The 25,641-nt window shown below is 65.6% G+C and carries 24 protein-coding genes; 13 read left to right on the top strand and 11 right to left on the bottom strand.

Annotated elements, in window-relative coordinates; genetic code table 11:
- Positions 1 to 167 precede the first annotated feature (167 nt).
- Entirely contained in the window at positions 168 to 1,169 is a 1,002-nt protein-coding gene (locus tag CXR02_RS08860) for a LacI family DNA-binding transcriptional regulator (RefSeq protein WP_104061640.1), read from the bottom strand.
- Positions 1,170 to 1,347: 178 nt separating this feature from the next.
- On the opposite strand from CXR02_RS08860, the gene CXR02_RS08855 reads away from it, so the two are divergent.
- The gene (locus CXR02_RS08855) at positions 1,348 to 2,607 is read left to right on the top strand and encodes a D-arabinono-1,4-lactone oxidase (RefSeq protein WP_104061639.1); all 1,260 of its coding nucleotides are present in this window, start codon (positions 1,348 to 1,350) and stop codon (positions 2,605 to 2,607) included.
- 58 nt (positions 2,608 to 2,665) lie between these two features.
- Here the strand turns inward: CXR02_RS08855 and CXR02_RS08850 are convergent, their stop codons facing one another.
- Complete coding sequence (locus tag CXR02_RS08850) at positions 2,666 to 4,369, bottom strand: BTAD domain-containing putative transcriptional regulator (RefSeq protein ID WP_104061638.1); 1,704 nt, start codon at positions 4,367 to 4,369, stop codon at positions 2,666 to 2,668.
- A 130-nt stretch (positions 4,370 to 4,499) separates the two neighbouring features.
- Between CXR02_RS08850 and CXR02_RS08845 the strand changes: the two genes are divergently transcribed.
- Entirely contained in the window at positions 4,500 to 5,156 is a 657-nt protein-coding gene (locus CXR02_RS08845; protein ID WP_104061637.1) for a peroxiredoxin, read from the top strand.
- Positions 5,157 to 5,302: 146 nt separating this feature from the next.
- On the opposite strand, the gene CXR02_RS08840 is transcribed toward CXR02_RS08845, so the two are convergent.
- On the bottom strand, positions 5,303 to 5,602 hold the full coding sequence (locus CXR02_RS08840) for an antibiotic biosynthesis monooxygenase family protein (RefSeq protein WP_104061636.1): 300 nt from the start codon (positions 5,600 to 5,602) through the stop codon (positions 5,303 to 5,305).
- Between the two features lie 134 nt (positions 5,603 to 5,736).
- Entirely contained in the window at positions 5,737 to 7,230 is a 1,494-nt protein-coding gene (locus tag CXR02_RS08835) for a PucR family transcriptional regulator (protein WP_104061635.1), read from the bottom strand.
- Positions 7,231 to 7,454: 224 nt separating this feature from the next.
- On the opposite strand from CXR02_RS08835, the gene speB reads away from it, so the two are divergent.
- The 4 genes from speB to CXR02_RS08815 are packed head-to-tail and all read left to right on the top strand — an operon-like array spanning position 7,455 to position 12,743.
- Positions 7,455 to 8,459 carry an agmatinase gene (gene speB, locus CXR02_RS08830; protein WP_104061634.1) on the top strand — a complete coding sequence of 335 codons (1,005 nt, stop codon included), beginning with the start codon at positions 7,455 to 7,457 and terminating at the stop codon, positions 8,457 to 8,459.
- Positions 8,456 to 9,907 carry a cytosine permease gene (locus tag CXR02_RS08825; protein ID WP_104061633.1) on the top strand — a complete coding sequence of 484 codons (1,452 nt, stop codon included), beginning with the start codon at positions 8,456 to 8,458 and terminating at the stop codon, positions 9,905 to 9,907. Before speB ends, CXR02_RS08825 begins: the two co-directional genes overlap by 4 nt.
- Before the next feature lie 12 nt (positions 9,908 to 9,919).
- A complete protein-coding gene (locus CXR02_RS08820; protein WP_181037173.1) occupies positions 9,920 to 11,419 on the top strand; it encodes an aminobutyraldehyde dehydrogenase in 1,500 nt (499 codons plus the stop codon).
- Positions 11,420 to 11,447: 28 nt separating this feature from the next.
- The gene (locus tag CXR02_RS08815) at positions 11,448 to 12,743 is read left to right on the top strand and encodes a D-arabinono-1,4-lactone oxidase (RefSeq protein WP_104061632.1); all 1,296 of its coding nucleotides are present in this window, start codon (positions 11,448 to 11,450) and stop codon (positions 12,741 to 12,743) included.
- Between the two features lie 71 nt (positions 12,744 to 12,814).
- On the opposite strand, the gene CXR02_RS22590 is transcribed toward CXR02_RS08815, so the two are convergent.
- Genes CXR02_RS22590 through CXR02_RS08800 form a run of 3 tightly spaced genes read right to left on the bottom strand, consistent with a single transcriptional unit; the run spans position 12,815 to position 16,500 of the window.
- Positions 12,815 to 13,018: a hypothetical protein gene (locus CXR02_RS22590; protein ID WP_219816401.1), complete on the bottom strand. Its 204-nt coding sequence runs from the start codon at positions 13,016 to 13,018 to the stop codon at positions 12,815 to 12,817.
- Between the two features lie 59 nt (positions 13,019 to 13,077).
- Positions 13,078 to 15,081, bottom strand: coding sequence for a VWA domain-containing protein (locus tag CXR02_RS08805; protein ID WP_104061631.1), 2,004 nt, complete (start codon positions 15,079 to 15,081; stop codon positions 13,078 to 13,080).
- Positions 15,082 to 15,111: 30 nt separating this feature from the next.
- Positions 15,112 to 16,500, bottom strand: coding sequence for a sigma 54-interacting transcriptional regulator (locus CXR02_RS08800; RefSeq protein ID WP_104061630.1), 1,389 nt, complete (start codon positions 16,498 to 16,500; stop codon positions 15,112 to 15,114).
- A 143-nt stretch (positions 16,501 to 16,643) separates the two neighbouring features.
- On the opposite strand from CXR02_RS08800, the gene CXR02_RS08795 reads away from it, so the two are divergent.
- Both CXR02_RS08795 and CXR02_RS08790 read left to right on the top strand, forming a co-directional pair.
- On the top strand, positions 16,644 to 17,315 hold the full coding sequence (locus tag CXR02_RS08795; RefSeq protein ID WP_258060878.1) for a histidine phosphatase family protein: 672 nt from the start codon (positions 16,644 to 16,646) through the stop codon (positions 17,313 to 17,315).
- A 42-nt stretch (positions 17,316 to 17,357) separates the two neighbouring features.
- Positions 17,358 to 18,059, top strand: coding sequence for an SCO1664 family protein (locus CXR02_RS08790; RefSeq protein ID WP_104061717.1), 702 nt, complete (start codon positions 17,358 to 17,360; stop codon positions 18,057 to 18,059).
- A 54-nt stretch (positions 18,060 to 18,113) separates the two neighbouring features.
- On the opposite strand, the gene CXR02_RS08785 is transcribed toward CXR02_RS08790, so the two are convergent.
- Positions 18,114 to 18,419 carry a hypothetical protein gene (locus tag CXR02_RS08785; RefSeq protein WP_104061629.1) on the bottom strand — a complete coding sequence of 102 codons (306 nt, stop codon included), beginning with the start codon at positions 18,417 to 18,419 and terminating at the stop codon, positions 18,114 to 18,116.
- 127 nt (positions 18,420 to 18,546) lie between these two features.
- Positions 18,547 to 19,485 (bottom strand): LysR family transcriptional regulator, encoded by a 939-nt coding sequence (locus CXR02_RS08780; RefSeq protein WP_104061628.1) that lies wholly within the window; start codon positions 19,483 to 19,485, stop codon positions 18,547 to 18,549.
- 240 nt (positions 19,486 to 19,725) lie between these two features.
- Here CXR02_RS08780 and CXR02_RS08775 point away from each other — a divergent pair, with 240 nt between their 5' ends.
- The 4 genes from CXR02_RS08775 to CXR02_RS08760 all read left to right on the top strand — a co-directional run bounded on the left by CXR02_RS08775 (position 19,726) and on the right by CXR02_RS08760 (position 23,191).
- Positions 19,726 to 20,841, top strand: a complete 1,116-nt coding sequence (locus CXR02_RS08775; protein WP_104061627.1) for a PrpF domain-containing protein — start codon at positions 19,726 to 19,728, stop codon at positions 20,839 to 20,841.
- 12 nt (positions 20,842 to 20,853) lie between these two features.
- On the top strand, positions 20,854 to 22,296 hold the full coding sequence (locus CXR02_RS08770) for an SLC13 family permease (RefSeq protein WP_104061626.1): 1,443 nt from the start codon (positions 20,854 to 20,856) through the stop codon (positions 22,294 to 22,296).
- A 193-nt stretch (positions 22,297 to 22,489) separates the two neighbouring features.
- Entirely contained in the window at positions 22,490 to 22,963 is a 474-nt protein-coding gene (locus CXR02_RS08765) for a GNAT family N-acetyltransferase (RefSeq protein ID WP_104061625.1), read from the top strand.
- A gap of 15 nt (positions 22,964 to 22,978) precedes the next feature.
- Positions 22,979 to 23,191: a hypothetical protein gene (locus CXR02_RS08760; RefSeq protein ID WP_104061624.1), complete on the top strand. Its 213-nt coding sequence runs from the start codon at positions 22,979 to 22,981 to the stop codon at positions 23,189 to 23,191.
- A 108-nt stretch (positions 23,192 to 23,299) separates the two neighbouring features.
- Here CXR02_RS08760 and CXR02_RS08755 read toward each other — a convergent pair whose 3' ends face one another.
- Positions 23,300 to 23,725 carry a hypothetical protein gene (locus CXR02_RS08755; protein WP_104061623.1) on the bottom strand — a complete coding sequence of 142 codons (426 nt, stop codon included), beginning with the start codon at positions 23,723 to 23,725 and terminating at the stop codon, positions 23,300 to 23,302.
- A 195-nt stretch (positions 23,726 to 23,920) separates the two neighbouring features.
- On the opposite strand from CXR02_RS08755, the gene CXR02_RS08750 reads away from it, so the two are divergent.
- The gene (locus CXR02_RS08750) at positions 23,921 to 24,844 is read left to right on the top strand and encodes a LysR family transcriptional regulator (RefSeq protein WP_104061622.1); all 924 of its coding nucleotides are present in this window, start codon (positions 23,921 to 23,923) and stop codon (positions 24,842 to 24,844) included.
- Between the two features lie 14 nt (positions 24,845 to 24,858).
- Here CXR02_RS08750 and CXR02_RS08745 read toward each other — a convergent pair whose 3' ends face one another.
- Positions 24,859 to 25,533, bottom strand: a complete 675-nt coding sequence (locus CXR02_RS08745) for a hypothetical protein (protein WP_146072499.1) — start codon at positions 25,531 to 25,533, stop codon at positions 24,859 to 24,861.
- Positions 25,534 to 25,641: the final 108 nt, after the last annotated feature.

The following is a 25,641-nucleotide window of genomic DNA, read 5'->3' as shown; positions in this document are numbered from 1 at the left end:
TCTTGTTGCTCAAAACTCCGGTTCCGGTGCGTCCCCGTTCCCGGGCCGATGCCTTCAGGGGGTGACGCACGCCTCACATTACATCGATGTAATGGACAGGGCAAGAGAACATTGTTAGCGCCCACAACTGGTGGGTCGCTCTCGATTCAGGAGCGGCTGCTGTCGCTTCAGGAGCGGCTGCTGTCCCGCTCCACGATGGTGTAGTCCACGGAAACCACGCGCTGTTCGTGGCCCCTGTCCGCCATCCGCTCCGTCAGCAGGCGCAGGGCTTCGCTGGCAATGGCACGCTTGTCGAAGGAGACCGTGGTCAGCGACGGAACCGCGTAGCGGCCATCGGCGATGTCATCAAAGCCCGCCACCGCAATGTCCTCCGGGATGCGCAGGCCCCGCTTCCACAGCACACTCAGGGCGCCGATGGCCATGGAATCCGTGAAGCAGAACAGCGCCTCCGGCAGGGGATGGGAGTCCAGATAGGCAGTGAGCGCATCCGCAGCAGTCTGCGGCGTCCACTTTTCGCAGGGAATCAGCAGCGACTCGTCACGCTCGACGCCGAGGATCTCCAGCGCCTCTTCATAGCCCTGGGTTCGCTGGATCGCCGCCGCCGATCCCCGGCCTTGGGTGGTTCCCAGGACGGCGATCCGCCGGCGCCCGGACTGCGCCAGGGCGAGCGTCATGTCGCGGGCGGCAGCGAAGCTATTCACGAAGACGCGGTCGGCGAGCTTTTGTGTGACCTCGCCGAGCAGGACGACGGGCGGAAGGGCAACGCCCACCTGGACGGCACTCTCGTCCAGCACCACAGGGTTAAGGATCAGCCCGTCAATCAGGTTGGAGCGGGCGCGCACCATAAGTTCGTGCTCGCGCTGGGGATCGGAGCCGGTTTCCTCGATCTGCACGATCCAGCCCTGCTCGTGTGCCACTTCCACAATGCAGTGGGCAATTTCTGCCGAGTACGGCGTGCCAAGATCAGGCAGGGCCAGGGCAATCACACCGGACCTCCCATTGCGCAGTCCGCGGGCGGAGAGGTTGGGCACGTAGTCCAGCTCAAGGATGGCCTGTTCCACCCTGGTCCTGGTGGCTCCGCTGACCGGAATGATCCCGTTCATCACGTTCGAGACAGTCTTGGGTGAAACGCCGGCACGACGCGCGACATCCTTGACCGTTGCGCGCACTGCTCCCCTTTCAAAGCCTTCTGGGCCAAAGCCGGCGGCCAGTAAATGCCGCTGCGGATGACCTGCTGACGATGTTACCGCCCTCCCCGGCGGCAGGCGGCCGAAGTGTCTTGACAGGGAAATTGTTAGCGCTCACAGTTGGTGGAGCGAATCGTAACTTCACCTGAAAGCCGAGCACATGAAGAACTGGGCAGGAAATCTCAACTACTCATCAGCGGACGTCCTGCGCCCGGAGTCGGTGGCTGAGCTCGCCCAGGTGGTGGCGCGCTCCAGCCGGGCAGTCAAGGCCCTGGGATCGCGGCACTCCTTCAACCGCATCGGGGACACCGACGGCGTGCACGTGCTGCTGGATGCACTGCCGCAGCAGATCGAGGTGGACGCGGAACGGCAGAGCGTCCGCGTCAGCGGCGGAGTGAGCTACGGTGCCCTGTGCCGAACGCTGCAGCAGTCCGGCCTGGCCATCCACAACCTGGCGTCCCTCCCCCATATTTCCGTGGCCGGGGCAGTCCAGACGGGCACCCATGGATCCGGTGTGAACACCCCCTCCCTGGCCGGAGCAGTGGAGGCCATTGATCTGGTCCGGGCCTCCGGCGAGCAGGTATCGCTGTCCCGCGCGGACGGCGAGGAGTTCCTGGGCAGCGTGGTGGGCCTGGGCGCTCTGGGCATCGTCACCGGCCTCCAGCTTGCCGTCCGGCCGAGCTTCAGCATGCGCCAGCGCGTTTTGGAAAAACTGCCGTGGGACCGGGCGCTGGCGAATTTCACGCAGCTGGTGTCCGGCGCCTACAGCGTGAGTCTTTTCACCGATTACGTGGGCGATAGCATCAGCCAGGTCTGGCTCAAGGCGCTGGACTCGGAGCCTCCCCTCGGTGAACTGTTCGGCGCCACAGCAGCCGCCGGCCCGCGGCACCCGCTGCCGGGGATGTCGGCCGAGAACTGCACCGTCCAGATGGATGAGCCCGGGCCATGGCTGGACCGGCTGCCGCACTTCCGCCACGAGTTCACGCCCAGCAACGGTGAGGAACTGCAAAGCGAATTCATCCTGCCGCTGGAGCATGCACCTGCCGCGATCCAGGCAGTGCGGAGCCTGGCGGACAAACTTGCGCCCCTGCTGTTTGTCTCCGAAATCAGGACCTGCGCCGCGGACGAATTCTGGCTCAGCCCCTTCTACCGGCAGCAGAGCGTTGCGCTGCACTTCACCTGGAAGCCTCTGCAGGCGCAGGTGGAAGCCCTTCTTCCGCAGCTCGAGGACCTTCTGCGGCCGTTCGGGGCCAGGCCGCACTGGGGCAAGCTTTTCACGCCCGATGGTCACGACTGGGAATCCCTCTACTCCCGCTTAGCGGACTTCCGCTCGCTGGCATCGGCCCACGATCCGGAGGGAAAATTCCGCAACGGGCTGCTGGACAGCATCCTCGGCGTCCCGGCGGTGAGTTCACGCTAGTACCTGTCGCTAGTACCTGTGATCGCTAGGTGCCGCGCGGAGCGAAGCGTCTCAGGAACTAGCCGGCCAAAGGCTTTCCGGTCGCCATTGGCGATCTTTGTGTTGCTCGGGCTAGGCAGCGTTGCTCGTCTTGGCTCCTGCCGAGCTCGGCAAAACTAGCTGCCGCCTCCCGAAACAGTGCGATGGCTTGATCATCGTGACCCTCTGCGCGGCGCAGGACGGCTCGTGCTTCCCAAAGGGCGGCGTGCCATGGTCCGCCAGGCCACATGCCTGCGAGCTGCTCGGCGTTGGCGAGCCGGCGGCGGGCGGCGTCCAGCTTCCCTGCAAGTGCGTAATGCGTCGCTGCGGCCACTTGATAACCCATCGAGCACGGCGGACAGACGCTCCTCCCGGCCAGAGCGGCGTCGGCTCGCTCAATGATGCGGACCGCTTGCGCCGGAGAACTGGCTGCCTCAGCGAGCACCCCGTATAGGCGTACAACGAGGTGCGGCTCAAGCCAGGTCGAAGCGGCGGCAGCCAGTGCGCGGCTGGCTGCACGAGCGGCCTCCGCGGGCCGATCCTGCGCGAGGTCAACCTCAGCCAGTCGCTGCAGTGTCACGATCTCGCCGGCCGATGCCCCGGCCCGCCGGTGCAGCTTGAGCGCGGACTGGAGCAGACTGCGCGCGTCGCCGAGCTCACCGGAGAACAGCGCCGCCTCCCCCAGCAACAGGTCGGCGATGGCCTGGCCACGCACCGAGCCTGCTCGTTCGGCGATCGTGCGCAGACGCGCTACTCGCCGCGCAAGGTTCAGGTGCCCGTCCGGCCCGCTCAGGCAGAACTCGGCGAGGCACAACTGTGCGTCAAGAATGTAGCCGGAGCGCGCGGAGTCGTGTCGTGTGAACTCCACGAACTCGGCCTCGAACACCTCGGGCCAACGGTCCTGCATGTTCGCCGCGATCGCCAACACTGCGCTGGCCTCGCCGATCTCTCGGCCCAAGTCCGCTTCCATGGCCAGCTCGCGTGCACGCCGGGCGTATGACGTGGCTTCGACGAGGTCGCCGCTGTTGAGGGCGATGAGTGCTCGCGCCAACGTGACCCGCGTGCGATTCTCCGTGCGTCGGCTGTCCCCGGCGATGGCCTCCTCGTAGACCGCGACCGTCGCCGCCCCTGGGCCGACACCCAAGTCGGCACGCAACCGCCGACGGAGTCGCTCGAACTGGCGGATCGCGCCTTGGCGATCGCCCGCGGCGAGCGCACGAACCATGATCGCGCGGTGGGCTTCCTCGTCCGTTGGCTCGGCCTTGACCACGTCGTCCCACCGAGCCGCGGCCTTGAGCAAACGCAGGTACAGCGTGCGCAGCCGATCGCGGGGGTCCTCGGCCCACATGGCAAATCGATCATCAGGAAGCAGGTCGCCTCGATACAGGGCGAGCGCCTCGGCCACCCCTGCCGATGAGGCGAGCGCGGCGCGCCCGTCCGCTTCGAACCGCTCCGCGTCAATGGAGACCTCGGCGTCGGGCAGCAGCACCAGCAGGTCGCCGCGCGCCTGAACGGCGTCTGGCGAGCCGAGGGCGGCGCGCGCGAAATGCAATGCCTTGCGTAGGTTCGAAGCGGCAGCCTGCGCGCTGAGATCGGGCCAGAGCAGATCGGCGACGGCGTCCCTGTGCAGCCGGTGCCCTTCCGCGAGGGCCAGGATCTTAACGAGCCCTGCCGCCTTGGTCCGTTTCCACGCGTCGCCCGGAACCGGCCGGCCGTCAATCACGACGCCGAACGCGCCCAGCATAACGACGGCGCACCTCTCCACGCCCTCATGGTAGCCGGGGGAACGGTCGGGGAACAGGGTCGCCTTACCGTCAGAAGTGACGGCGAGCCAATTGGCTCCGTCATCACATCACAACGACCAGGAGGACATGATGGGACTGCAACTCGGTGAGATCGCACCCGATTTCTCCGCCAAAACGACCGCCGGCGATATCCGCTTCCATGACTGGCTCGAAGACTCGTGGGGAGTGCTGTTCTCGCACCCGAAGGACTTCCCCCCGGTCTGCACCACCGAGCTCGGCTACATGGCCAAGATCAAGCCCGAGTTTGACCGGCGTGGAGTCAAGATCATCGGCTTGTCCGTGGACTCGACAGCTGATCACGAGCGGTGGGCCGCCGATATCGAAGAGACGCAGGGGGTCCGCCCCAATTACCCCGTGATCGGCGACGATGACTACGCCGTGGCGAAGCTTTACGGCATGCTCCCGGCAGCCACGTCCGGGGACGCCAAGAGCCGCACGCCCGCGGACAACCAGACTGTCCGCAACGTGTTCGTCATTGGGCCGGACAAAAAGATCAAGCTGATCCTCGTCTACCCCATGACGACCGGACGCAACTTCGACGAAGTGCTTCGCGTTGTCGACTCGCTTCAGCTCACTGCGAAGCACCGGGTGGCGACGCCGGTCAACTGGAAGCAAGGCGAGGACGTCATCATCGCCGGCTCCGTCCCGGACAGCGAGGCCGTCGAGATCTTTGGCGATTGGAAGGAGCCCAAGCCGTACATTCGGATCGTCCCGCAGCCGGTGTGATCAGCCGGTGTGATCGCGCAGGAAAGCGGACACTGACATGGCCGAGTCCCCCCACTGCAGGCCGCCGCATTGGCCCGCGTGGGCGGTCCGGCTGACGCTGTGGGCGGCCGGACCGCGGTCGGCGATCAGGTAAAAAAGCCGATGGATTACACGGTCGCTACCCGGTCGAAATCAGCGCCGCTCATGTGCTCGCACAGCGCAGCGCAGGCATCAAAGTGGGTCATGAACTCCGGGTTCTGCTTCCATGCGTCCCGGGACGCCTCGTCGGTCCACTCCGCGAACGAAACATAATGACCGGGAACACGGCGGTCACGAATGAGGTTCGCCACGAGGATCGACGGGTAGTTCGCCCGGGACCACTGAAGGAACTCCGTCCATCGGTCTATGAATTCCTGGTCGCTGCCCTGCTTCACCTGCCAGGTTCCTGAGGCATAGTGGTCTGCCATTGCTCTCACCTCCTTTCCGATTTCTCGCTTAACGGTAGGTCGCGACCGTTCCCCACGCGTTCCTCGGTTCGCGTTGGCAGCACTCCTTTACGAGCAGGCGGACGGTGAGGGTGCTGCACGGCAGGCTGAGCGGCCTACTTATGCATGGCCTCATGGATTTGAAGCGCAAACCAAAGCTGAGCCAACGTGGATGTTTCGGTCATGTCCAGGCCCGTCAATTCGCCGATTTTTCGGATTCTGTAGATGACGGTTTGCCGGTGCGTGAACAGCGCCGCCGCTGTCTTCTGCCATGACCTTTGGGTGTCCAGGTAGGTCCTCAACGTCACGATGAGGTCGCCTTCCTGGCTCTGCTCGTACGCGAAGATCGGACCCAGCAGCCGCTCTACCAACGCTGTCCCTTCCTCGAAACTCGTGAGCCCCAGCCACGAGGCACCCTCGGCGTACCGGGCCAGCATCATGGCATTGCCCTTGGCCGAGCCGAGCGCCCACAGCGACTCCTGCAACGCACGCTGGATCCCGGGCGCAGACGTCGGCGAGCTGATCCCGATCCGGACCTCGGGACCCGCGCAGTGGATCAGGATATCGGCGGTCACGGCCGCGGACACCGCCACGTGAAGTGTGTTGAAGCGCCGCAGGCAAGCGGCCGGAAAGCCGTGGCGCCACAGCTCGACGTGGACGCCCGCCAGCAGCTCGCCGTCGTCGGTCGATATCGAAACCACCACGAAATCCTGTGCCGGAACATCAAAAGCCGTGAGCCGACTCTCCAGTTCCGCCGTTCCCAGGCGACCCTCGACCGCTTGCAACAGGAATTCGCTCGCCAGGCGGTGCCGGCTTTCCAGGGACAGGACATTTCGTGAAAGTTCCAGCCCCAGCACTGTTGCCGCATGCAGAAGCACGACGGCGTCCGGGTGCGGATCGCTGTTGGGCAGCACAACCAGGAGCGCATTGGCGTGCGTGGGGATATCCATCATCAACACGTGACTGTCCTGAAGCCGATGCCACTGGAACTTCTTCCCGGCGAGGGATATTCGCCCGGTCAGCGGGGCCAATTCCGCCTGCAGGAAATCCGGCAGCGGCCGGCCGTCCGGATGCCACGGATGAAGGCAGCGCCGATCCACGACAAACAGATCTGCATCGAGCTCCGCCGCGAGCCCCAGAAGAAGGCCCTGCAGGTGGTCCTCGGATGTTCCAGCAGTGCGGAGCAGGTCGTAAATCCGGGCGGTCTGGCGCAGGCGCCGCGATTCCTCCAACAGGGAGGATTCAGCCACCGTTCGCGCGATGGCGATGAAAGGCAGCGGATAGGGCACGTTGATCAGCGGCAGCGGCAGCCTCTCACAAGCCGCCAGGAACTCTGGCAACAGCTCCGGCGCGTGCATCTTCTCTCCGATGGCCAGCGCACTGGCGCCCGCATCCACCAAGGCCTCGGCGAGCGCAACCTGCCCGGCAGCTTCGGCCGGGATGGACAGGCCGTTGGTCATCATCAGCTCGCCGCCGGTGACCCATTCCCACAACCTCGGCAAATCAGACGTGTGGGCCCATGTGATCCGGTTGCCGCTGCCTCCGGATCCGGCCAGCAGCGTGAGTCCCAGCTGGGGTTCCGCCACGAGCTCGGCCACGGTAATCGCCATGGAATTGCGCTCCCTGCTCCCTGGTCTTCCGGACCACCAAGAGACTCTTAGACATATGTACAAGAGCCTCTGCCATTTGTAGTCAATCTACCGCTATACGCAGTGATGCGCGTCACCAAGAATTGGATTACGTACTTCCCGCTCAACGGCGAGCGACCCACACCTCCCACCGAAACGAGGCCGGCGTCACCGCCCGGCAGCACCGCCAATCGAAGGATCCCCGCATGACAACGCACAAGCCCATCGGCCCCGTCGACGCAACAAAAGTCCCCCGGTACGCCGGCCTCGGCACGTTCGCCAGGCTTCCCCAAATCGACCGCGTTCCGGACTACGACATTGCGATCGTCGGCGTCCCGTTCGACGGCGGGACCTCCTTCCGGCCCGGCGCCCGTTTCGGTCCTGCCGCAGTCCGAGAGGCCTCCCGACTGCTGCGTCCCGGATACCACCCCGAACTGGACGTTGAGCCTGTCTACGAAGCCCAGGTTGTGGACGCCGGCGACATCGCCTGCACGCCTTACGACATCACACGGGCTGTCCGCGAAATCGAGGAGCAGGCACTGCCTCTGATCAGTACGGACAAGAGGCTCATCTCGATCGGTGGCGACCACACCATCGCCCTCCCCATGCTGAGGGCTCTGAACAAGGTCCACGGACCCGTCGCGTTGCTGCACTTCGACGCGCACCTGGACACGTGGGACACCTATTTCGACCAGCCGGTCACCCACGGAACCATCTTCCGGCGGGCCTTCGAGGAAGGCCTCCTGGTGGAAGACAAGTCCATGCACGTCGGCATCCGCGGGCCGGTCTATGACCGCAAAGACTTCCTCCGCGACCACGAATTCGGTTTCCAGATCATCCGCTGCTCGGACCTGGACGTCATCGGCGTTCCGGCAGCCATCGCGCAGGTCAAGGAGCGGCTCGGCGACACGCCGGTGTACGTCTCCATCGACATCGACGTCCTGGATCCGGCCTACGCGCCGGGCACCGGCACCCCCGAAATGGGCGGGCTCCACTCCCGCGAACTCCTGGCCCTGCTCCGCGGACTGAACGGCATCAACATTGTGGGCGCCGACGTCGTCGAGGTCGCTCCGGCGTACGACCACGCAGACATCACCGCAGTCGCCGCAGCCACCCTCGTCTTCGACCTGCTCGCCCTGATGGTGAACCGCAGCAAGGCCGAAACGAATACCGTCCGTGAACTGCAAGCAGCCTCCTGGAACGCATCATGAGCACCCGTACCCCTCCCACTACCGAAGTTCCCCGGCTCGAGGACAAGACCATCCAACCCATCCCGGCCAACGAACGGCACGGAAAAGCCCGCGACCTGTTCACCATCTGGTTCGGTTCCAACATCATGATCATGACCATCGTGACCGGCGGACTCGCCACCACGGTGTTCGGCCTCGGCTTTGTGCCCGCCCTCGTGGGCATCATCATTGGAAACGTTGTTGGCGGCATCTTCATGGCGCTGCATTCTGCCCAGGGCCCGCAATTGGGTGTGGCGCAAATGATCCAGACCCGCGGCCAGTTCGGTTCGTTCGGGGCACTGCTGATCGTGGTGATCGTGGTGATCATGTACGTCGGATTCTTCGCGGCCAACCTCGTCTTTGGCGGCGAAGCGATGGCCGCAGTCAGCCCCGGCATCAGCGTTGACGCCGGCATCATCATCATCGGCGTCATCAGTGTCATCGCCACGATTTTCGGCTACCGGCTCATTCACGCTTATGCACGCATCCTGAGCGTTGCGGCTGGCCTGGCACTGCTGCTGGCCTTCGTCTGGATCCTGCTGGTGGGCAGCCTTCCGGCCAATTTCCTAGAGCAGGGCAACTTCAACTGGGTTGGCTTCATGGGAACCATCTCCGTATCCGCCCTCTGGCAGCTTGCTTACGCCCCGTATGTCTCGGACTACTCCCGCTACATGCCCAAAGGCACGGGCTCGGCCCCGGCGTTCTGGGCGTCCTATTCGGGCTGCGTCCTGGGGACCCTGTTCCCGATGATCCTGGGCGCACTGGTGGGAACCCTCGCCGTGACCATGAGCGCCGAAGCCGGCAACGTGGAAATTGTCGGCAGTCTGGGCGCCCTCCTGCAGCCCTGGACCCTGATCATCGTGGGCATCTTCTGCCTGGGCGTCGCGGCATCGAACGCCATGAACCTCTACTGCGGCGTCCTCTGCACCCTCACTATCGGCCAGACATTCCGGCCCAGCTGGTTGCCGCACGCCAAGACCCGCAGCATCGCGGCAGTGGCCCTCTTCGCCCTGGCGCTGCTGATCGCCCTGTTCGCCCGCGACAATTTCATCCTTTTCTACACGAACTTCCTCTCCTTCCTGATGTACGTGCTGGTTCCCTGGACGGCCATCAACCTGGTGGACTACTACCTTCTCCGGCACGGCGATTACAGGGTTGAAGACTTCTTCAAGCGCGACGGCGGGGTGTACGGGCGGTTCAACTGGGTCGCCATCGGCTCCTACGTGGCCGGCGCCCTGATCCAGGTCCCCTTCTCCGCCACGGCGATCTACACCGGTCCGCTGGCCGCCGCGATGGGCGGCGTGGACATCTCCTGGATCGTCGGCCTGGTGGTTGTTGCCCCGCTCTACTACTTCGCGGCACGCGTGTTCCGGAAGACCACTGAAGCCGCCCCCTTTCAATCCCCCGTACTTGCAACCGACCTCAGCTGAAAGCGAAACACCATGACACCCACAAGCACCCAGCAGTTCACGGTCCGACGCTCCACCTCTGGCAACAGCTCCCTTGAGCGCACGCCCGCCGGGCACTTCATCAACGGAGCGTTCGTCCAGGGTTCCTCCAACCAGCTCCTCGACGTCGTGGATCCCACCACTGAACAAGTCATCGCGTCCGTCCAGGCCGGCACTGCAGCTGACGTCGACGTCGCCGTTGCAGCCGCCGTCGCGGCCCAGAAGAGCTGGGGTGCCACCACCCCGAAGGAACGCGCCGATGTCCTGAACCTGATCGCCAACATCATCGAAGCAAACCGCGAAGCGTTCGAAATCATCGAGTCCGCCAACACCGGCAAGCCGCGAACTGTCGCTGAGGATGATGTCTCCAGCACCATCGACACGTTCCGTTTCATGGCCGGCGCCTCGCGCACCCTGACGTCCATGGCCGGCGGGGACTACGCCACCGGCCACACCTCGGTGATCCTCCGCGAGCCCGTGGGCGTGGTCGGCGTCATCACCCCTTGGAACTACCCGCTCCTGATGGCCGCATGGAAGATCGCCCCCATCCTGGCCGCCGGAAACAGCATTGTCCTCAAGCCGTCCGAGCAGACCCCGCTGTCCACGCTGAAGCTGGCAGAGCTCGTGGCCGGACACATCCCGGACGGGATCCTCAATGTCGTCACAGGACAGGGCCGAACCGTGGGACAACGGCTGTCCGAACACCCTGACATCGCCCTCGTCGCCTTGACGGGCAGCGTTGTCAGCGGACAGGCCGTGGCGGAAACCGCGGCCAAATCGGTCAAGCGCGTCCACCTGGAACTCGGCGGCAAGGCCCCCGTTGTGGTCTTCCCCGACGCCGATCTCCGCGCGGCCGCCGCCGGCGTCCGCAACGCGGGCTACTGGAACGCCGGCCAGGATTGTGGCGCCGCCTGCCGCGTGCTCGTCCACGAATCGGTAGTCGAGGAGTTCACCGAACACCTGGTCCGCGAAGTCGGCACGCTGGTGGTTGGCGCCCCGGAAGCAGGGGACGACGTGGAAATCGGTCCGATGATCTCGCGCCCGCACTTCGAGCGGGTCAAGGAATCGCTGGCCGAGGCCAAGGCTGCTGGCCTGAACATCGCCATCGGCGGTTCGGCTTTGGAGGGCCCCGGCTACTTCATCGAGCCTACGGTGATCAGCAACGTACCCGCCGGAGCCCACATAGCCACCCACGAAATCTTTGGTCCCGTAGTCACGGTCGAGACTTTCAGTTCCACTGAAGAAGCCATCACCCGCGCGAACGAAAGCCCTTACGGACTGTCCGCCTCAGTATGGACAAAGGACTCCAGCCTCTCGCTGAAGATTCCCAAGCAGCTCGATTTCGGCACGGTCTGGGTCAATGCCCACCTCGTGCTGGCCTGCGAGGTACCGTGGGGCGGGTTCAAGGGATCCGGCTATGGCCGCGACCTTTCGCTCTATGCCTTGGACGATTACTCCCGGACCAAGCACGTCATGATCAACCACGGCGCGTGAGCGTTCAGACAAGCAACGGAGCTTAGCAATGACCACCACCAACGTTCCCCGGACCGGGTCCCCGGTTCGGGCGGCAACCCCGTCCGTTCCCTTCGGGACGGACGTCACGTGGACCAACTGGGGCGGTAACCAGAGCGCTACGCCCGCCTTCACCGTCCGGCCGCGGACCGAACAAGAAGCGCTCGACGCCGTTCGGTTCGCCATCCGGGAAGGCCTGCCTGTGCGGGCGGTCGGCTCAGGCCACTCGTCCTCGCCGCTGGTTCAGACAGGCGGCGTCCTGATGGACATGTCCGGCCTCTCGGTGATCACCGGGACTGACAAGGTCCGGCGTCGCGCCAGGGCCCTTGCCGGCACCACCATCAATGCCTTCGGGGACGCTCTCTGGGAACGGGGACTGGCACTCAGCAACCAAGGCGACATCGACAAGCAGCAGATCGCCGGTGCGCTGGCGACCAGCACGCATGGCTCCGGAAAGGACCTGGGCAGTTTCTCGTCCAAGCTGCGCTGGGTGAAGCTGATCAACGGCTACGGCGAGATCGTGGAAATCGGCGAGGGGCAGCTCCGCGAGCTCCGGGCAGCCCAGGTCGCACTCGGCACGCTCGGGATCTTCCTGGAAGTCGAGTTGGCCGTCGAGGACAGCTACTACCTGCAGGAACAGATCACGTATCCCACGTGGGCCGAGACTGCAGCTACGTGGCAGTCCGACATCGATGCGAACAGGCACTACTCGTTCCTCTGGTGCCCGGACGACGATTCCTGCGAACTCCTGGACCTTCCGGGTTCGCCGGGCCAGAGCATGGCGGACCGCAGCTACACCAAGCGGTACAACGTTGCGCAGATCCAGGACGAGAGGGAAATCTCAGGTACTGAAGGCGCCCGGCTGGACCGTTCGTACCGCATTTATCCAGGCGGCTTCACCACGCAGTTCCACGAACTCGAGTACTTCGTTCGCAGCGAGGACGGCCTGGCCGCCGTGGAGGTCATCCAGGACCTGATCCGCACCAAGCACCCGGACCAGAAGTACCCCGTTGAGGTCCGCTGGGTGAAGGCCGATGAAGGCTACATGTCCCAGTTCCAGGGGCGCGACAGCACCGTTATTACTCTGACCACCGAGCCCGGGACAGACTACTGGCAGTTCTTCCGGGATGCTGATGCGGCACTGCAGGAATTCGCGCCACGTGCGCACTGGGGGAAAATCCACTTCATGACCAGGAGCCGCCTGGAACGCCTCTACCCGGAGCTGGACACTTTCATCCAAGTACGCCGCGAGTTCGATCCTCGTGGAATGTTCCTCAACGACCACACCCGCGCCCTCGTAGGCTAAATCAGCAATCCCGGAGTATGCCCTCGAGCCTTGCTCCGGGGCATACGTCGTGATTGCTCCCGCGCCTCCGTTCAGGCCTGGTCGGTGGGCATGATCCAGAGTTCTCCGATGGAGGCGTGCCGGGGCCGGGTGACCATGTAGGCGACGCCGTCGGCGATGTCCTCCGGGCACGGATGTCTTCTTTTCTGTCCACAAGTTCCACGGTACGCAGCGCGATTGGCCAGCGGCAGTGTCTGCCAGACACCCCCAGCCCGGCCGGAGACAGAAGCAGCCACGACGGAAGGAAACGCACGACGGCGGGACCTTCCGCCGTCGACCGTTTGAGTCAGGCGTTCTACTTGACCCAGTCCGAGTCGCCGTAGGGGCGTCCGCGGAAGTGGGCGCGGAGGTACTCCCCCACCACGGCGGCGCCCAGGTCCCCGGTCTCGGGCGCCACCACCCGGCCGCCAACCCGGCGCGCCATCCGCTGGACGAACCGCTCGAGCCCGGGGTCGCCGCCGAGCCGGAAGAACGTGACCTGTGTGCCGGCACGCCCCAGGCGGTCGAGCTCGGCCACGGTAAGCCGGATGGTCTCCGGGTGCGGCGGGTAGTCGAACCAGGTCTCACCGTCGCCCAGCAGGTGCGCGGTTGGTTCGCCGTCGGTCACCACAAGGAGGACGGGCTGCATGGACGGGTGCTTGCGGAAGAACCGGCCGGCCAGCAGTAGGCCGTGGTGCAGATTGGTTCCCTTGGTCTGGAAGGGCGGCAAGGCGGTGAGCTCGCCAATGTCCGTGGTCTGCGCGTAGCGGCCGAACGTGATCAGCTGCAGCCGGTCGCCGCGGAAACGCGTGGAAATGAGGTGGTGCAGGGCGAGCGCGGTGCGTTTCATGGGCACCCAGCGTCCCTGGGCGGCCATCGAGAAGGACACGTCCACCAGCAGGACCACGGCGGCCTGGGTGCGCGCCTCAGTTTCGGCAACCTCGATGTCGTCCGCGGCGAGGCGCAGTCCGCTGCCCGGGTCGCCGCCGTCGGCAATGGTCCGCCGGATAGCGTTGGTGATGGTTCGCGTGACGTCCCACGGCTCGGCGTCGCCGAACTCCCAGGGACGGCTGGAGCCGGTCTGTTCCCCGGCTGCCCCTGCCACGCGGGTGTCCCGGCGTCCCTGCCGGCTGGACAGTTGCCTGGCGGTATCCCGCAGCAGCGCCCTCCCGAGCCGCCGCATGGACTGCGGTGACAACCGCAGATCCCCGTCCGCCCCGCGGTGGAGGTACCCGCCGTCGTGCATTGCCTTCTCGATTTCCGCCAGGGTGCGTGCCGTCACGGCGGCATCCTGGCCGAGCTGGCGGGCCAGCGCGTCGAGGTCCAGATCGTCCAGGCGGGACCCGTTGTAGGACTGTGAGAGCTGTTCGGACAGCTCGTCCAGCTCGGCGAGGTCCTGCAACACGCCGGTTCCGTCGCCCAGGCCGAGCCCTTCCTCACCCTCGAACCGTTCGGAGCCGGTCCAGTCTTCGCCGGGGCGCAGTGCGCGCAGGGTGTCGTCGAGTTGGCCGAGCTGGGCCATGAGTTCCGGCGAGCCGAACGCCTGGGCGGAGAGGTTCATCAGCTCCTCCCGCTGCTCCTTGGACATGGACTGCAGCATCCGCTGGGCGGCTGCTGCGCGCTGGGCGAGGGCGTCGATCAGCTCCTCGACGGACCGTGGATTTTCGGGGAAGAAGTGGCCATGCTTGGCCATGAAGTTCTGGAAGTCCGCGTCGGTGTCCTCGCCGCGCCGGTGTTTGTCGAGGAGCCCGTTGAGGTCCTGCAGCATCTCGTTGACGGCCGCACGGTCCTCATCGGTGGCGTTCTCGAGCGCCTGCTTCATGCCGGCGAACCGCTGGTCAAGGACCTCGCGGCCCAGCAGGTCCTTGATCCGCTCGTAGGCTTCCCGGGCCGTGCTCGACTGCCAGTCGTAGGAGGCCAGTTCGTTGACTGCCGCCGCCGTGGACCGGGGCAGGTTCTGCAGCTGCATCTCCCGGAAGGCGCGGTCGGTGTTGTCCATCATGGCGTCACGGGCCAGCTGTTTGCGCTCCTCCAGCACCGCCGTGTCCAGCAGCTTTTGGACTTCGCTGAGGGTACCGTCCAGCTTGTGCCGGCCCAGAAGGTCCTTGCGCCGCCGCTGGACCCGGGCGGAGAGGTCGTCGAGGCCTTCCCGGCTGCGGCCGCCGCGGCGCAGGAACTCCTGCAGGGCGCGCCGCGGCGAGTAGCCGGCCATGACGTCCTCGGCGACGGCGTCAAGCGCCTCCGCCAGGTCCACCGGCGGGGCGAGCGGATCCGGCCCGCCCCTGTACCGGCTGTATCTGGACCGGTTGTGAACGCTCATGGGCCCTCCTGTCCTCCGCTGTGGAACTACTTAGCCGTAAACCGTTGCCTCGTCGTCGGATTCCTTGGCAATCCGCCGGGCGAGGTACAGGCCTTCCAAAGCGAGTTCGACGGCGGCGGCTCGCTGCCCGTCGTTCGTGGCACCCAGGCGCTCACTGATTTGGTCGTAGAGACCGGAGCCGTTGAGGGACGGGAGGTTCGCCAGGAACTCCCGCGCGGTGACCAGTTCCCCCGTGGTCACCGTGGTGTGGCCGTCGAGCGCGGCCACAAGTTGGCCCATGTCGATGCCGTGGAAGTGTGCCCGCACGGCTTCCGCGGTGGCCATGCGCAGGAGATGGTCGAGGATTTCCTGTTCACGCCCCTCCTCACCGGACTCGAACTCGATCTTCCCGCCAAGGACTTCCACCGCCGCGTCCAGGTCGATGATCCGGGCCACGGCCTCGTCCTCGCCCCGCACACTGGCACGGCGAAGGGCTGCCGCGGCAACAGTTTCGGCGCCCGCGATGGCGAACCGTGCGGACACCCCGGAGGTCTGGTTGATCGCCGGGGACTGCCGCAGCGCCCGGGTGTAGCGGGCCAGGATCTCGAGGATGACGGGCGGGACGCCGGCCACCAGGTGCCCCTCCTGCTTGATGACGGCCACCTCGTCGTCGAGCTCAAGGGGGTAGTGGGTGCGGATCTCGGCACCGAAGCGGTCCCGCAGCGGCGTGATGATCCGGCCGCGGTTCGTGTAATCCTCCGGGTTGGCGGACGCGACCACGAGGACGTCCAGCGGCAGCCGCAGCACGAAGCCGCGGATCTGGATGTCGCGTTCCTCCATCACGTTGAGCATCGAGACCTGGATGCGCTCGGCGAGGTCGGGCAGCTCGTTGATGGCGATGATTCCGCGGTTGGAGCGCGGGACCAGGCCGTAGTGGATGGTTTCCGGGTCGCCGAGGCGTCGGCCCTCAGCCACCCGCATCGGGTCAATGTCGCCGATCAGGTCGGCGACGGAAGTGTCCGGCGTCGCAAGCTTCTCGACGTACCGTTCCGAGCGGTGGCGCCACGCCACGCGCAGCCGGTCCCCCTCGGTGAGGGCGCGGGCACGGGAGTGTTCCGTGATGGGTTCGTACGGGTGTTCGTTGAGTTCCGAATCCTCGATTACGGGCGACCACTCGTCCAGCAGCCCGGCCAAGGTGCGCAGGAGCCGTGTCTTGCCCTGCCCGCGTTCGCCGAGCAGGACCACGTCGTGCCCGGCGAGCAGGGCCCGCTCTAGCTGGGGCAGGACGGTCCGGCTGAAGCCAAACATCCCGGGCCACGGATCGCGGCCGTCGGCGAGCGCGGCGAGCAGGTTGTCACGGATTTCGCGGCGCAGGTCCTTGTGCACGTGGCCGGAGGCACGCAGTTCACCAACAGTGAAGATATCGGGGCGATCACTCACTCCTCTACGGTAGACCTCCACAGGGCAGGGAATCGAGGGATTTTCCAGATTCCCTGCTCACGGGCGGCTAAGAGAGGCGCCCGGGGTCCCCGGGCCGAGCTTGCGAGGCACGGGGCAGGCGGCGAACGCTAGGCTTGATCCTGATGACTGCAGCCATGCCGCCGGAATCGCCGGCAACACCATCGGGTGCATTTGGCACCTTGCTCCTTTTGGTGCGCCATGGGGTGACCCCGACGACGGGCAGGGTGCTGCCAGGGCGGGCACCGGGGCTGCATCTGTCCGACGCCGGCCACGCACAGGCTGAAAAGGTCGCGGAGCGTCTCGCGGACCTTCCGGTCGACGCCGTTTATTCCTCGCCGCTGGAGCGCGCCGTTGAGACGGCGGAGCCGACGGCGGCCCGCGCAGGACGGGACGTGACGTACGACGACGGCCTGCTCGAATGCGATTTCGGCGACTGGACCGGGGCTGCTCTGGGGGACGTGGCCGCCCTGCCGGAGTGGCAGACGGTCCAGCACAGCCCCTCGACCTTCCGTTTCCCGAACGGCGAGAGCTTCACGGAAATGCAGGCGCGGATTGTCGGATCGCTGGAGGCGTTGCGCACGGCCCACGCCGGCGGCGTGGTGGTGTGTTTCTCCCACGCCGATCCCATTAAGGCCGCCGTGGCCCATGCTTTGGGCACTCCCCTGGATCTCTTCCAGCGGATCGTCATCAGCCCGGGTTCGGTGTCGGCCATCTCGTTTGTGGAGGGCCAGGCGCCGGCCGTGCTGATGGTGAATTCGACGTCGGAACCGCTGAGTGGGCTGAGAGGGCCGTGAGTGGGTGCTACCGGTGCGACAGACGGTGAAACGGGGCAGACGGTGTCCGGCCGTGAGCTGATCCTGCTCTGCGAGGGCAGCGTGGAACTGGTGGGGCGGATCCCGCGCAGCAGTAATGAGACGTTCCTCGTCCACGTCTCCCGCGGGGAAGAGTCAGCGTATGCCGTCTACAAGCCGGAGGCCGGGGAACGGCCGCTGTCCGATTTCGAGCCCGGCCTCTACCGACGCGAACGGGCAGCCTACCTGCTCAGCGAGTCGCTGGGGTGGGGTCTCGTGCCGCCGACGGTGATCCGCGAAGAGGCGCCACTGGGGGTCGGGTCGCTGCAGTGGTTCATCGAGGGCGACTTCCAGGAGCATTACTTCACGCTGTACGCCGATGCCCCGGAGACCCATCGTGAGCTGGCACGCATCGCCTTGTTCGACTACGTCACCAACAACACCGACCGTAAGAGCGGTCACGTGCTGCGCGGCGAAGACGGCCGGGTGTGGGGCATCGACCACGGGCTGTGCTTCTCAGCCAGCTTCAAGCTACGCACCGTGATCTGGGATTTCGCCGGCGAACCCATCCCGGTGGCACTGCTCGAGGACATCGCTCCGCTCGCAGAAGCGGCGCCTCCCGACGTGGCCGAACTCCTCGACGTCGACGAGGTCGCCGCTCTGAAGCACCGCGTCCAGTGCCTGCTGCGCGAAGGCGTGCTACCGGTTGACCGCACCGGCATGCGTTACCCGTGGCCGCTGGTTTGACCAACGTCTCGGGCCGCAACTAAGTGGTTCGGCGGGAACCGGGCAAGTCAGCGGTCAGCCCGCTCCCTCACCCTCGCGGGCCGTCTCCTCCAGGATCCTTGCAGTGGGCGCTGCCGTCATTAGCTGCCCAATCACCTCGGGCTTGTCCCATACCTCGCTGCGGAGCCGTTCCAGAAAGACAGTCGCAGCATCCTTGGTGTCGAAGTCAAGGAGCACGGCCACGCTGTTCGGGTCGTCCGTATCGCGGAACAGGCGGACAGACCTGGCTCCCGAGGCGGCGCGGCCTGCAGGATCGGAGTCGAATACTTTCTTGAAAGCCTCGTAGTCCCGGACTGGATAGCTGATCTGCAAGGTGAACATCGTTGTTCCTTTCCCTGGGCTGTGACAGCTCAAAGATAGGCCTTCCAAAGTCAACCCGGTAGTGCCGGAGCGAAGGCCTCGAATCGGCGATGCCGCGAGCACCCGCAGCCAACTGATTTCCCCGTGTTTAGAGGTAGTCGCCGGCCCGTTCGCGGGCAATTTCGAGCAGCGTGGAGTGGAAAGCCACCTCTGCCGGTGCGTAGACCTTGTCCTGGCGCTGGGCGAGCAGAACGCGGCGCAAGGGGGCAGCGTCCCCGAGGCTGAGCACGCGGACATCCGGGTGCTGAAGCGCGACGGCGGTTTTGGGCACCATGGCCACGCCCATCCCCACACTGACCATCGCCTGGGCTTCCTGGTAGTCGTTGGCGAGGAATCCGATGGTGGGTTCGAACCCGGCGCTGTGGGCTGAACGCTGCAGCACCTCCACCACCGGATGTGCTTCCGCACGAACAATCCATGACTCGTCGCGCAGGTCCTCCATGCTCACCTGTTCCCGGTCGGCGAGCGGGTGGTTGCCCGCCACCAGGATCACGGTGCTCTCACGGAAGACCTCCGTAACCCGGATGGAGTCGTCATGGAACCTGTTCCATGGGTAATCCCACAACAGGCACAGGCCGGTGACCCCCGATTGCAGGTCGGCCACCAGTTCATCGAAACGGGCGCTGCGCAGCGAGAGGCTGATGGCCGGGTAACGCTTCTTGAAGGCGCGGATGACGATCGGCAGGAAGGACCCTGCCAGCGTGGGAAAGGTACCCACGGTCAAGGCTCCCCTGTTGAGGCCGGCAATCTGGTCCAGGTCCGACTGGGCGGCCCGCATCTGGCGGAGGATCTGGCGCGCGTGGCCCGCCAGCACCTGCCCGGCCTCGGTAGGCACAACGCCACGGGAGCGGCGGTTGAGCAGGGGCTGCCCCACCTCCTGTTCCAGCTTGCGCAGCTGCTGGGAAACGGCGGAGGGCGAATACATCATCAGGTCCGCCGCGGCGGTGATTGAACCCTGCTCCACCACCTCCAGCAACAGCGTGAGGCGCCGAATATCGAAAAGGTGCTCCTTCTCGTCGTTAAGCATTGCTTTACCCCTCGGCAGATTTAGTTCATTTAGTGCACGCAGGCCTGCAGCGCACGGTTCCTGGCCTGCTTCTTGCAGCCGCAGGTGCGGACAGCCCGTCGCAGCAGGCGCACAGCCACAATGATTGAAGCAATCCTACATCCCCCATCAATTATTGAACATTGTCTTAATTTGTGATCCGGATCAATCTCTTACCAGGGCCCCTTGAAGTAATCGAGGCACAGGAGATGTGAAGGAACAATGAAGATCGAAGCAGAGTGGATGCGCGGAGGCACCAGCAAGTGCTGGGTGTTTGAAGCCGAGCATCTGGGCGGCGGCACCAGTCTGGACTCGCTGTTGCCCCGAGTGTTCGGCAGCCCCGACTCCCGGCAGATCGACGGCGTCGGCGGTGCAACCTCCACCACCAGCAAAGCGGTAATCCTGCACCGGCCTGACGATGACGATATCGACGTCGACTTCACGTTCGCTCAGGTGGGCATCGAAGAAGCCTCAGTGGATTGGGGCAGCAACTGCGGGAACTGCTCAGCTGTGGTTGGCCTGTACGCGATTGAAAAGGGATGGGTTGTTCCCAGCGGGGACGTTACCAGGATTGTCACCCGCAACACCAACACCGGGCAGATCATTGTCCAGCGGGTAGCAACCCCCGCCGGCGCCCTGCCCATCGTCCCGGACGCCCAGATGCCTGGCGTCCCGTTTCCCGGCTACCGAGTGGGCCTCGGCTTCCACGATCCTGCCGGGAAGACCACCGGAACGCTGCTGCCCACCGGCTCGGTGACGGACACCATCACCGCCGGCGGAACCCGCTGGACAGTGTCCATGGTGGACGCCGGCGCACCCGTAGTGATCGTTCGCGCCGAGGAGCTTGGCCTGGACGCCGACCGCTACGACAGTTGGCAGGCCGGCGTCGAACTGCAGCTGGATACCTTGGACCAGATCCGGCGGCAGGCGGCAGTGCGGATGGGACTGGCACCCACCACCGCCCAGGCGGCGCGGGCCATCCCCAAGCTGGCCATCGCCGCCGCCCCGTCGCCCGCAGAAGACGGCAGCGACATCAACGTCATGATGCTTTCGATGGGGCGGCCCCACCCGGCACTGGCCATCACCGGCAGCATCGCCCTGACCCTGGCAGCCCGCACCCCGGGCACCGTCCTGCATGCCATTACCGGCAGCGGGCTGGGGGCCACGCTGAAACTGCGAACCCCCGCCGGAGTCATCGAAACCTGGACCGAGGATCACGACGGCGCCCTGCTCGTCGGCGTCGACCGCACGGCCCGCACCATCGCAACCACCATCATCCACCTCCCCGAGGCCCTCGGAACTGCTGCCGAAGCGTCCCTCGCGGGAGCCACTCAATGAGGAGTACCCGCCATGACTAAAACTGAGCAACGCCCCACCGACGCTGCTGAGGAGACCCGGGACCAAAAGTCTCCGCGTCCCGTCCGCCGCCGCCGTATCCTGCTGATGGCGGTGGTAGGCATCACCTTCCTTGGTTTGCTTGCCCTCGTTCTGGCGGGAGGCGTCTTCAACCAGGCGCCCACCGCGGAATCGGAGACGAGCATGACCGCTGTACAGATCATCCCGCTCATCATCCTCGTGGTGATGTTCGTCGTCGCCACCAAGTGGCCGCTGAACATCGGTGTCATGGGGCTGGTAGCCTCCTTCGGCGTCGGCTATTTCATGCTTGGCATGTCTGACAAGGAGATCCTTGCGGACTTCCCGGCCAACATCGTCATCACCATCATCGGCGTCACCTACTTCTTCAGCATGGCGCAGCGGAACGGCACCATCGATATCATCGTCCAGACCTGTGTTCGCCTGGTCCGGGGCAAGACGCTCCTGCTGCCCTGGGTGTTCTTCCTGATGGCCGCAGCGCTCACGTCGCTGGGCACCTTCTCCCCCGCCGCCGTCGCCCTGCTGGCACCGGCTGCCATTGGCCTGGCCTACGAGTCCCGCATCCACCCGGTGGTGATGGGCGCTTTCCTTATCAACGGCGCCCACGCCGGCGGCTTCTCCCCGCTCTCCGTGGCCGGCGTGCTGGTGCACGACATCGCCGTGAAAAACGGTTTCCCCATTTCCCAAGGCGCTCTGTTCACCGCCAGCTTCGCGATCAACCTCATCCTCTCGGTCCTGACCGTGGTGCTGTTCACCCTGCTGGGCAAGCTGCGCGACGGCGACGGCCAGCACGCCGACCTGGAGACGGCCACCGCGGGCCGGCCCCACGGCCAGCAGATCCTGACGCTGGTACTGATTGCCACCATGCTGGTGTGCGCGCTCGGATTCCACATGCCGATCGGCTTCGTAGCCCTCTCCGCCGGCCTTCTCCTGGCGCTGGTCAACATCAAGGAACACCGTACTTTCATTGGCGGCGTTTCCTGGTCCACTGTCCTGCTGGTGGCCGGCATGATCACCTATGTTTCCCTCCTCCAGCACGTAGGCGTCATCGATACCCTCGCCGAGCAGGCACTGGCCTTGGGCGCACCGCTGCTGGTAGCGCTGGTCCTCTGCTACGTGATCGGCGTAGGCTCCGCGTTCGCATCGTCGACGGCGTTGCTCACCGCGTTCATTCCGCTGGCGGGTCCGTTGCTGGCCACCAGCTCGCTGAGCGCCTCCGGCACCGTGGCCGCACTGGCCATCGCCGCCACCGTTGTGGACGTCTCGCCCTTCTCCACCGACGGCGCCCTGGTAGTGGCCAACGCCCGCGAGGACGACCGGCAGCGCGTCTACAAGCAGCTGATGATGTACGCGGGCGGCGTGGTGCTGGCGGCTCCTGCGCTGGCCTGGGCCCTGTTGGTACCCACCGGCATCATGTGAGTTCTCCGGCCGCGGCGGGCAGAAACCCCGCCGCGGCCCAAAGGCTGCCGGCGCATGGTCGGCAGGCGTAAGGGAGCCGCTCCTGCACTCCATCGCAACAGGTAGCCCGAAAGCCGGGCGCAGGAGCGAGCATCCACACGCGTCAACGGCAGGACCCGGCAAGGGTCCTGCCGTTTGGCATATATTTAAGGCGATGATTTCCATTGACCGGGATGACCCCGCACGCCACGATGTCCATCAGCTCCTGAGCGAACACCTGGCGGACATGTTCGCCACGTCGCCGGCCGAAAGCGTCCACGCGCTGGACCACTCGGCGCTGTCCGCGCCGTCAATCACTTTCTGGACGGCCAGGGAGGCCGGCGGCCTGCTGGGGTGCGGCGCGCTCAAACTCCTGGATTCCCCGCCCGGGTCCCCCGGACACGGCGAGATCAAGTCCATGCGCACCACGGCAAACGCGCGGGGGCGGGGCGTGGCCACGCTCATGCTCCGGCACATCCTCGACGACGCCCGCGCCCGCAATCTTGAGCGCCTCTATCTTGAGACCGGAACCGAGGACTTCTTTGCTCCGGCGCGGCGCCTGTATGCCCGCAACGGTTTCACCGAGTGCCCGCCTTTCGCCGATTACGTCGTGGATCCAACCAGCGTTTTTATGGAACTCCGCCTCTAAGGAAGGGCCCCCGCCATGAGCACCCGTGACGCTCCCGCCCAGGTCGGCGATCTTCCGCCGATCGGACGCCCGGCCAACAGTGCCCTGCTCGCGGCCGGCATCGACTCGCTGGTCCAGGTCGCTGCACGCAGCCGTGAGGAGCTGCTCGCGATGCACGGCGTGGGCCCCAAAGCGGTCAGGATCTTGGAGGCTGCCCTCGAAGCCCAGGGGCTGCGGTTCGCCGACTAAGCGGGCGGGCTTGCCCGGGCGGGGCTTAGGTGACGGACGACGGCGGGAGGCGCCCGCCGTCGTCCGCTCTCATTGGGTGCATACTGGCTGAGGGGGACCTTCCCCAGCTCAGGACGTCCGCGCCGTCGGCACTGTTGCCCGCGCCTCACGCCGGCTGGCCTGGCACTCAGCCGCCCGTCCGGCGACGTCGCCGTGAACGGCAGACGTAATTGCCTCGACAACAGCGATCTGGCCGGTGGTGTCAGGGACGCCGGGAAACTGCACCTGCGGGGCCTCAGCTGCGGCAACCGGCGACTCGTGCGTGGCGCGCATACGAAGAATCGCGACGGCGGAAATAAGGCACCAGGCCACGTTTGTGACCACTGAGGGCCATGCTTGGTGGACCGCACCGTTGACGATGAAGGCACAGGCACCGATGAGGTTGGCCACCTGGAAGCGCTTGCCGGCCTTCAACCAACCCATGGAAACAGACAGGTATGCCGACAGGATCAGAACTGCCCCCGACCAACCTGCGATTTCCCACAGCAGTTCCATGATGTCCTTTCAGAGGTGATGCCCGGCTGCCACCCGCTGGGCGGAGTGTAGACGGCGGGCTATAGGTAGTGGTTCGGAAGAGGGTGTTGCCTGGATTCTTCCGCCGGGCACGTCCGGTTTAACAGCAATTATGAGTTTCGAAACACCTTTAGAGCAATTGCATTTCACTGAAGGTATGGTTTAGAACTACTTAACATGGATATCGATCCGCGCAGGCTGCGCGTTCTTCTTGCGGTTGCCCGTACGGGCGGGGTGCTCGCCGCGGCTGACGAGCTGGGAATTACGGCCTCGGCCGTCTCACAGCAGCTCAGCAAATTGGAGGACGAGACGGGCCACGCCATGGTGGTTCGCACGCCCAAAGGCTCAGTTTTGACACCCGCCGGACTGGCAGTGGCGGAAGCAGGCGAGGAGATTGAACGCGCACTCAGCGTCGCCCGCGCCCGCATCGAAGGCGGGGCCAAGATCGCAGGGGTAGTGCGCGTGGGCGGATTCACCAGCTTCATTCGGACGGTGGTGATCCCGCGCCTGCCAGAGTGGCGCTCCCAGTACCCGCAATTACAGATCCGGATCGTCGAAGACGACTTCCCTGCCCTGATGCGGCTGCTCCGCCAGCGCCAACTCGACGCCGTCGTGGTCGAGCTCGATTCGACGACGGCCGAACAGCGTTCACTTTCCGCAGGAATGACCGAGGAGCCCCTGCTGGACGAGCCATGGAAACTGGTGGTTCCCGCCGGCGCCCTGCTCAGTACCGAGAACATCGACCTTGCCCGGCTGCCACTTCCGTGGCTCGGCGTCGAGCCCACAGCCGCCAACTCTGCAGTGCTCGGCCGGCTCCGTCAGTCAACGGGCGCCCAGATGGAAACCGTGCACCAGTACCAGGAAACGCTGACCGCACTCGCGCTCGTCGCTGCGGGCGAGGGTATCGCGATCGTGCCCACTTTGGCGTTGAGTGGCGTCGCCCACGACGGGGTCGACGTCCTGGACGTCCCCGGGCTCGGAACGCGGCGGATCGTTCTGCGCCGGTTCGACCGACGACGGTCAACCAGTACGCCGGTGGACACCGTTGCACGCCTCCTGCGGGAGTCGGCTGCGGCGTTCGACACCCGCTCGGCATCTTGAGGATCCGCGAGGAGTCAGGCAGGACTCTCCCGGTTGGCGCCCCGGCGGATCTGCCTTATCAGCGCAACCCCGGTCGTCAGCTCCACAAGGTAGACCATCAGGGGCGGCAGGTCACCGGTAGACACCAGGACGGTGGCGAAGACTCCGGCCCCGCCCACATTGAGCCAACCCGGCCAGCTCGGGTCCCTTGGCAGGGCGCCGGAATCGGCGTGGGCACGCGCCCGTGCCAGCAACCCGCCACCCAGGGCAGCCATGCCGGCAAGGCTCAGCCTCATGTACCCCTGAAAGGGCCATACGGGCATATTTCCCAACGCGAAGGCCTCCGGATCCCTGTAGCGCGCCTTCAGGTGCCCCAGGAACAGACCAGCTCCCGCGACCCACGCAAGCGCGGCGCCTTGGGCAAGCCGCTGCCCCGCCAAGAGGTCCTGACTGCCCCGGTCGCTTCCCGTATCCCAGTGACGGGCGAGCATCACCACCCCAACGGGCAACGCAGCTGTGCCTGCGGCCAAGAGCACTTGCTGGGCACTCCACTGCCCAGGGTTCGCCAGCAGAATCGCCAGTTTGCGCTGCGGGTCTCCTTCGACGTACACCCGCGAGACTGGCATAAAAGCCCCGGCCAGGAACGTCGCCGATCCCGCCACCATGACGGCCGCCGCCGCTGTCGCATCTCCGCGAATTCGCCGAACCATGGCATTACGGTAGACCTCGACGTCGGCCGACACAAGGTTGCGAACTGGCTCATAAACAACCTCCGCGGAGGCCGATACGTTGCCTCATAAAAACCTCCGGCTGGGCAG

It is taken from the genome of Arthrobacter sp. 4R501 (assembly GCF_002929755.1).
GTDB lineage: Bacteria > Actinomycetota > Actinomycetes > Actinomycetales > Micrococcaceae > Arthrobacter.
The sequence above is the reverse complement of the archived record's forward strand: the minus strand, read 5'-3'. Positions and strand labels throughout refer to the sequence as shown.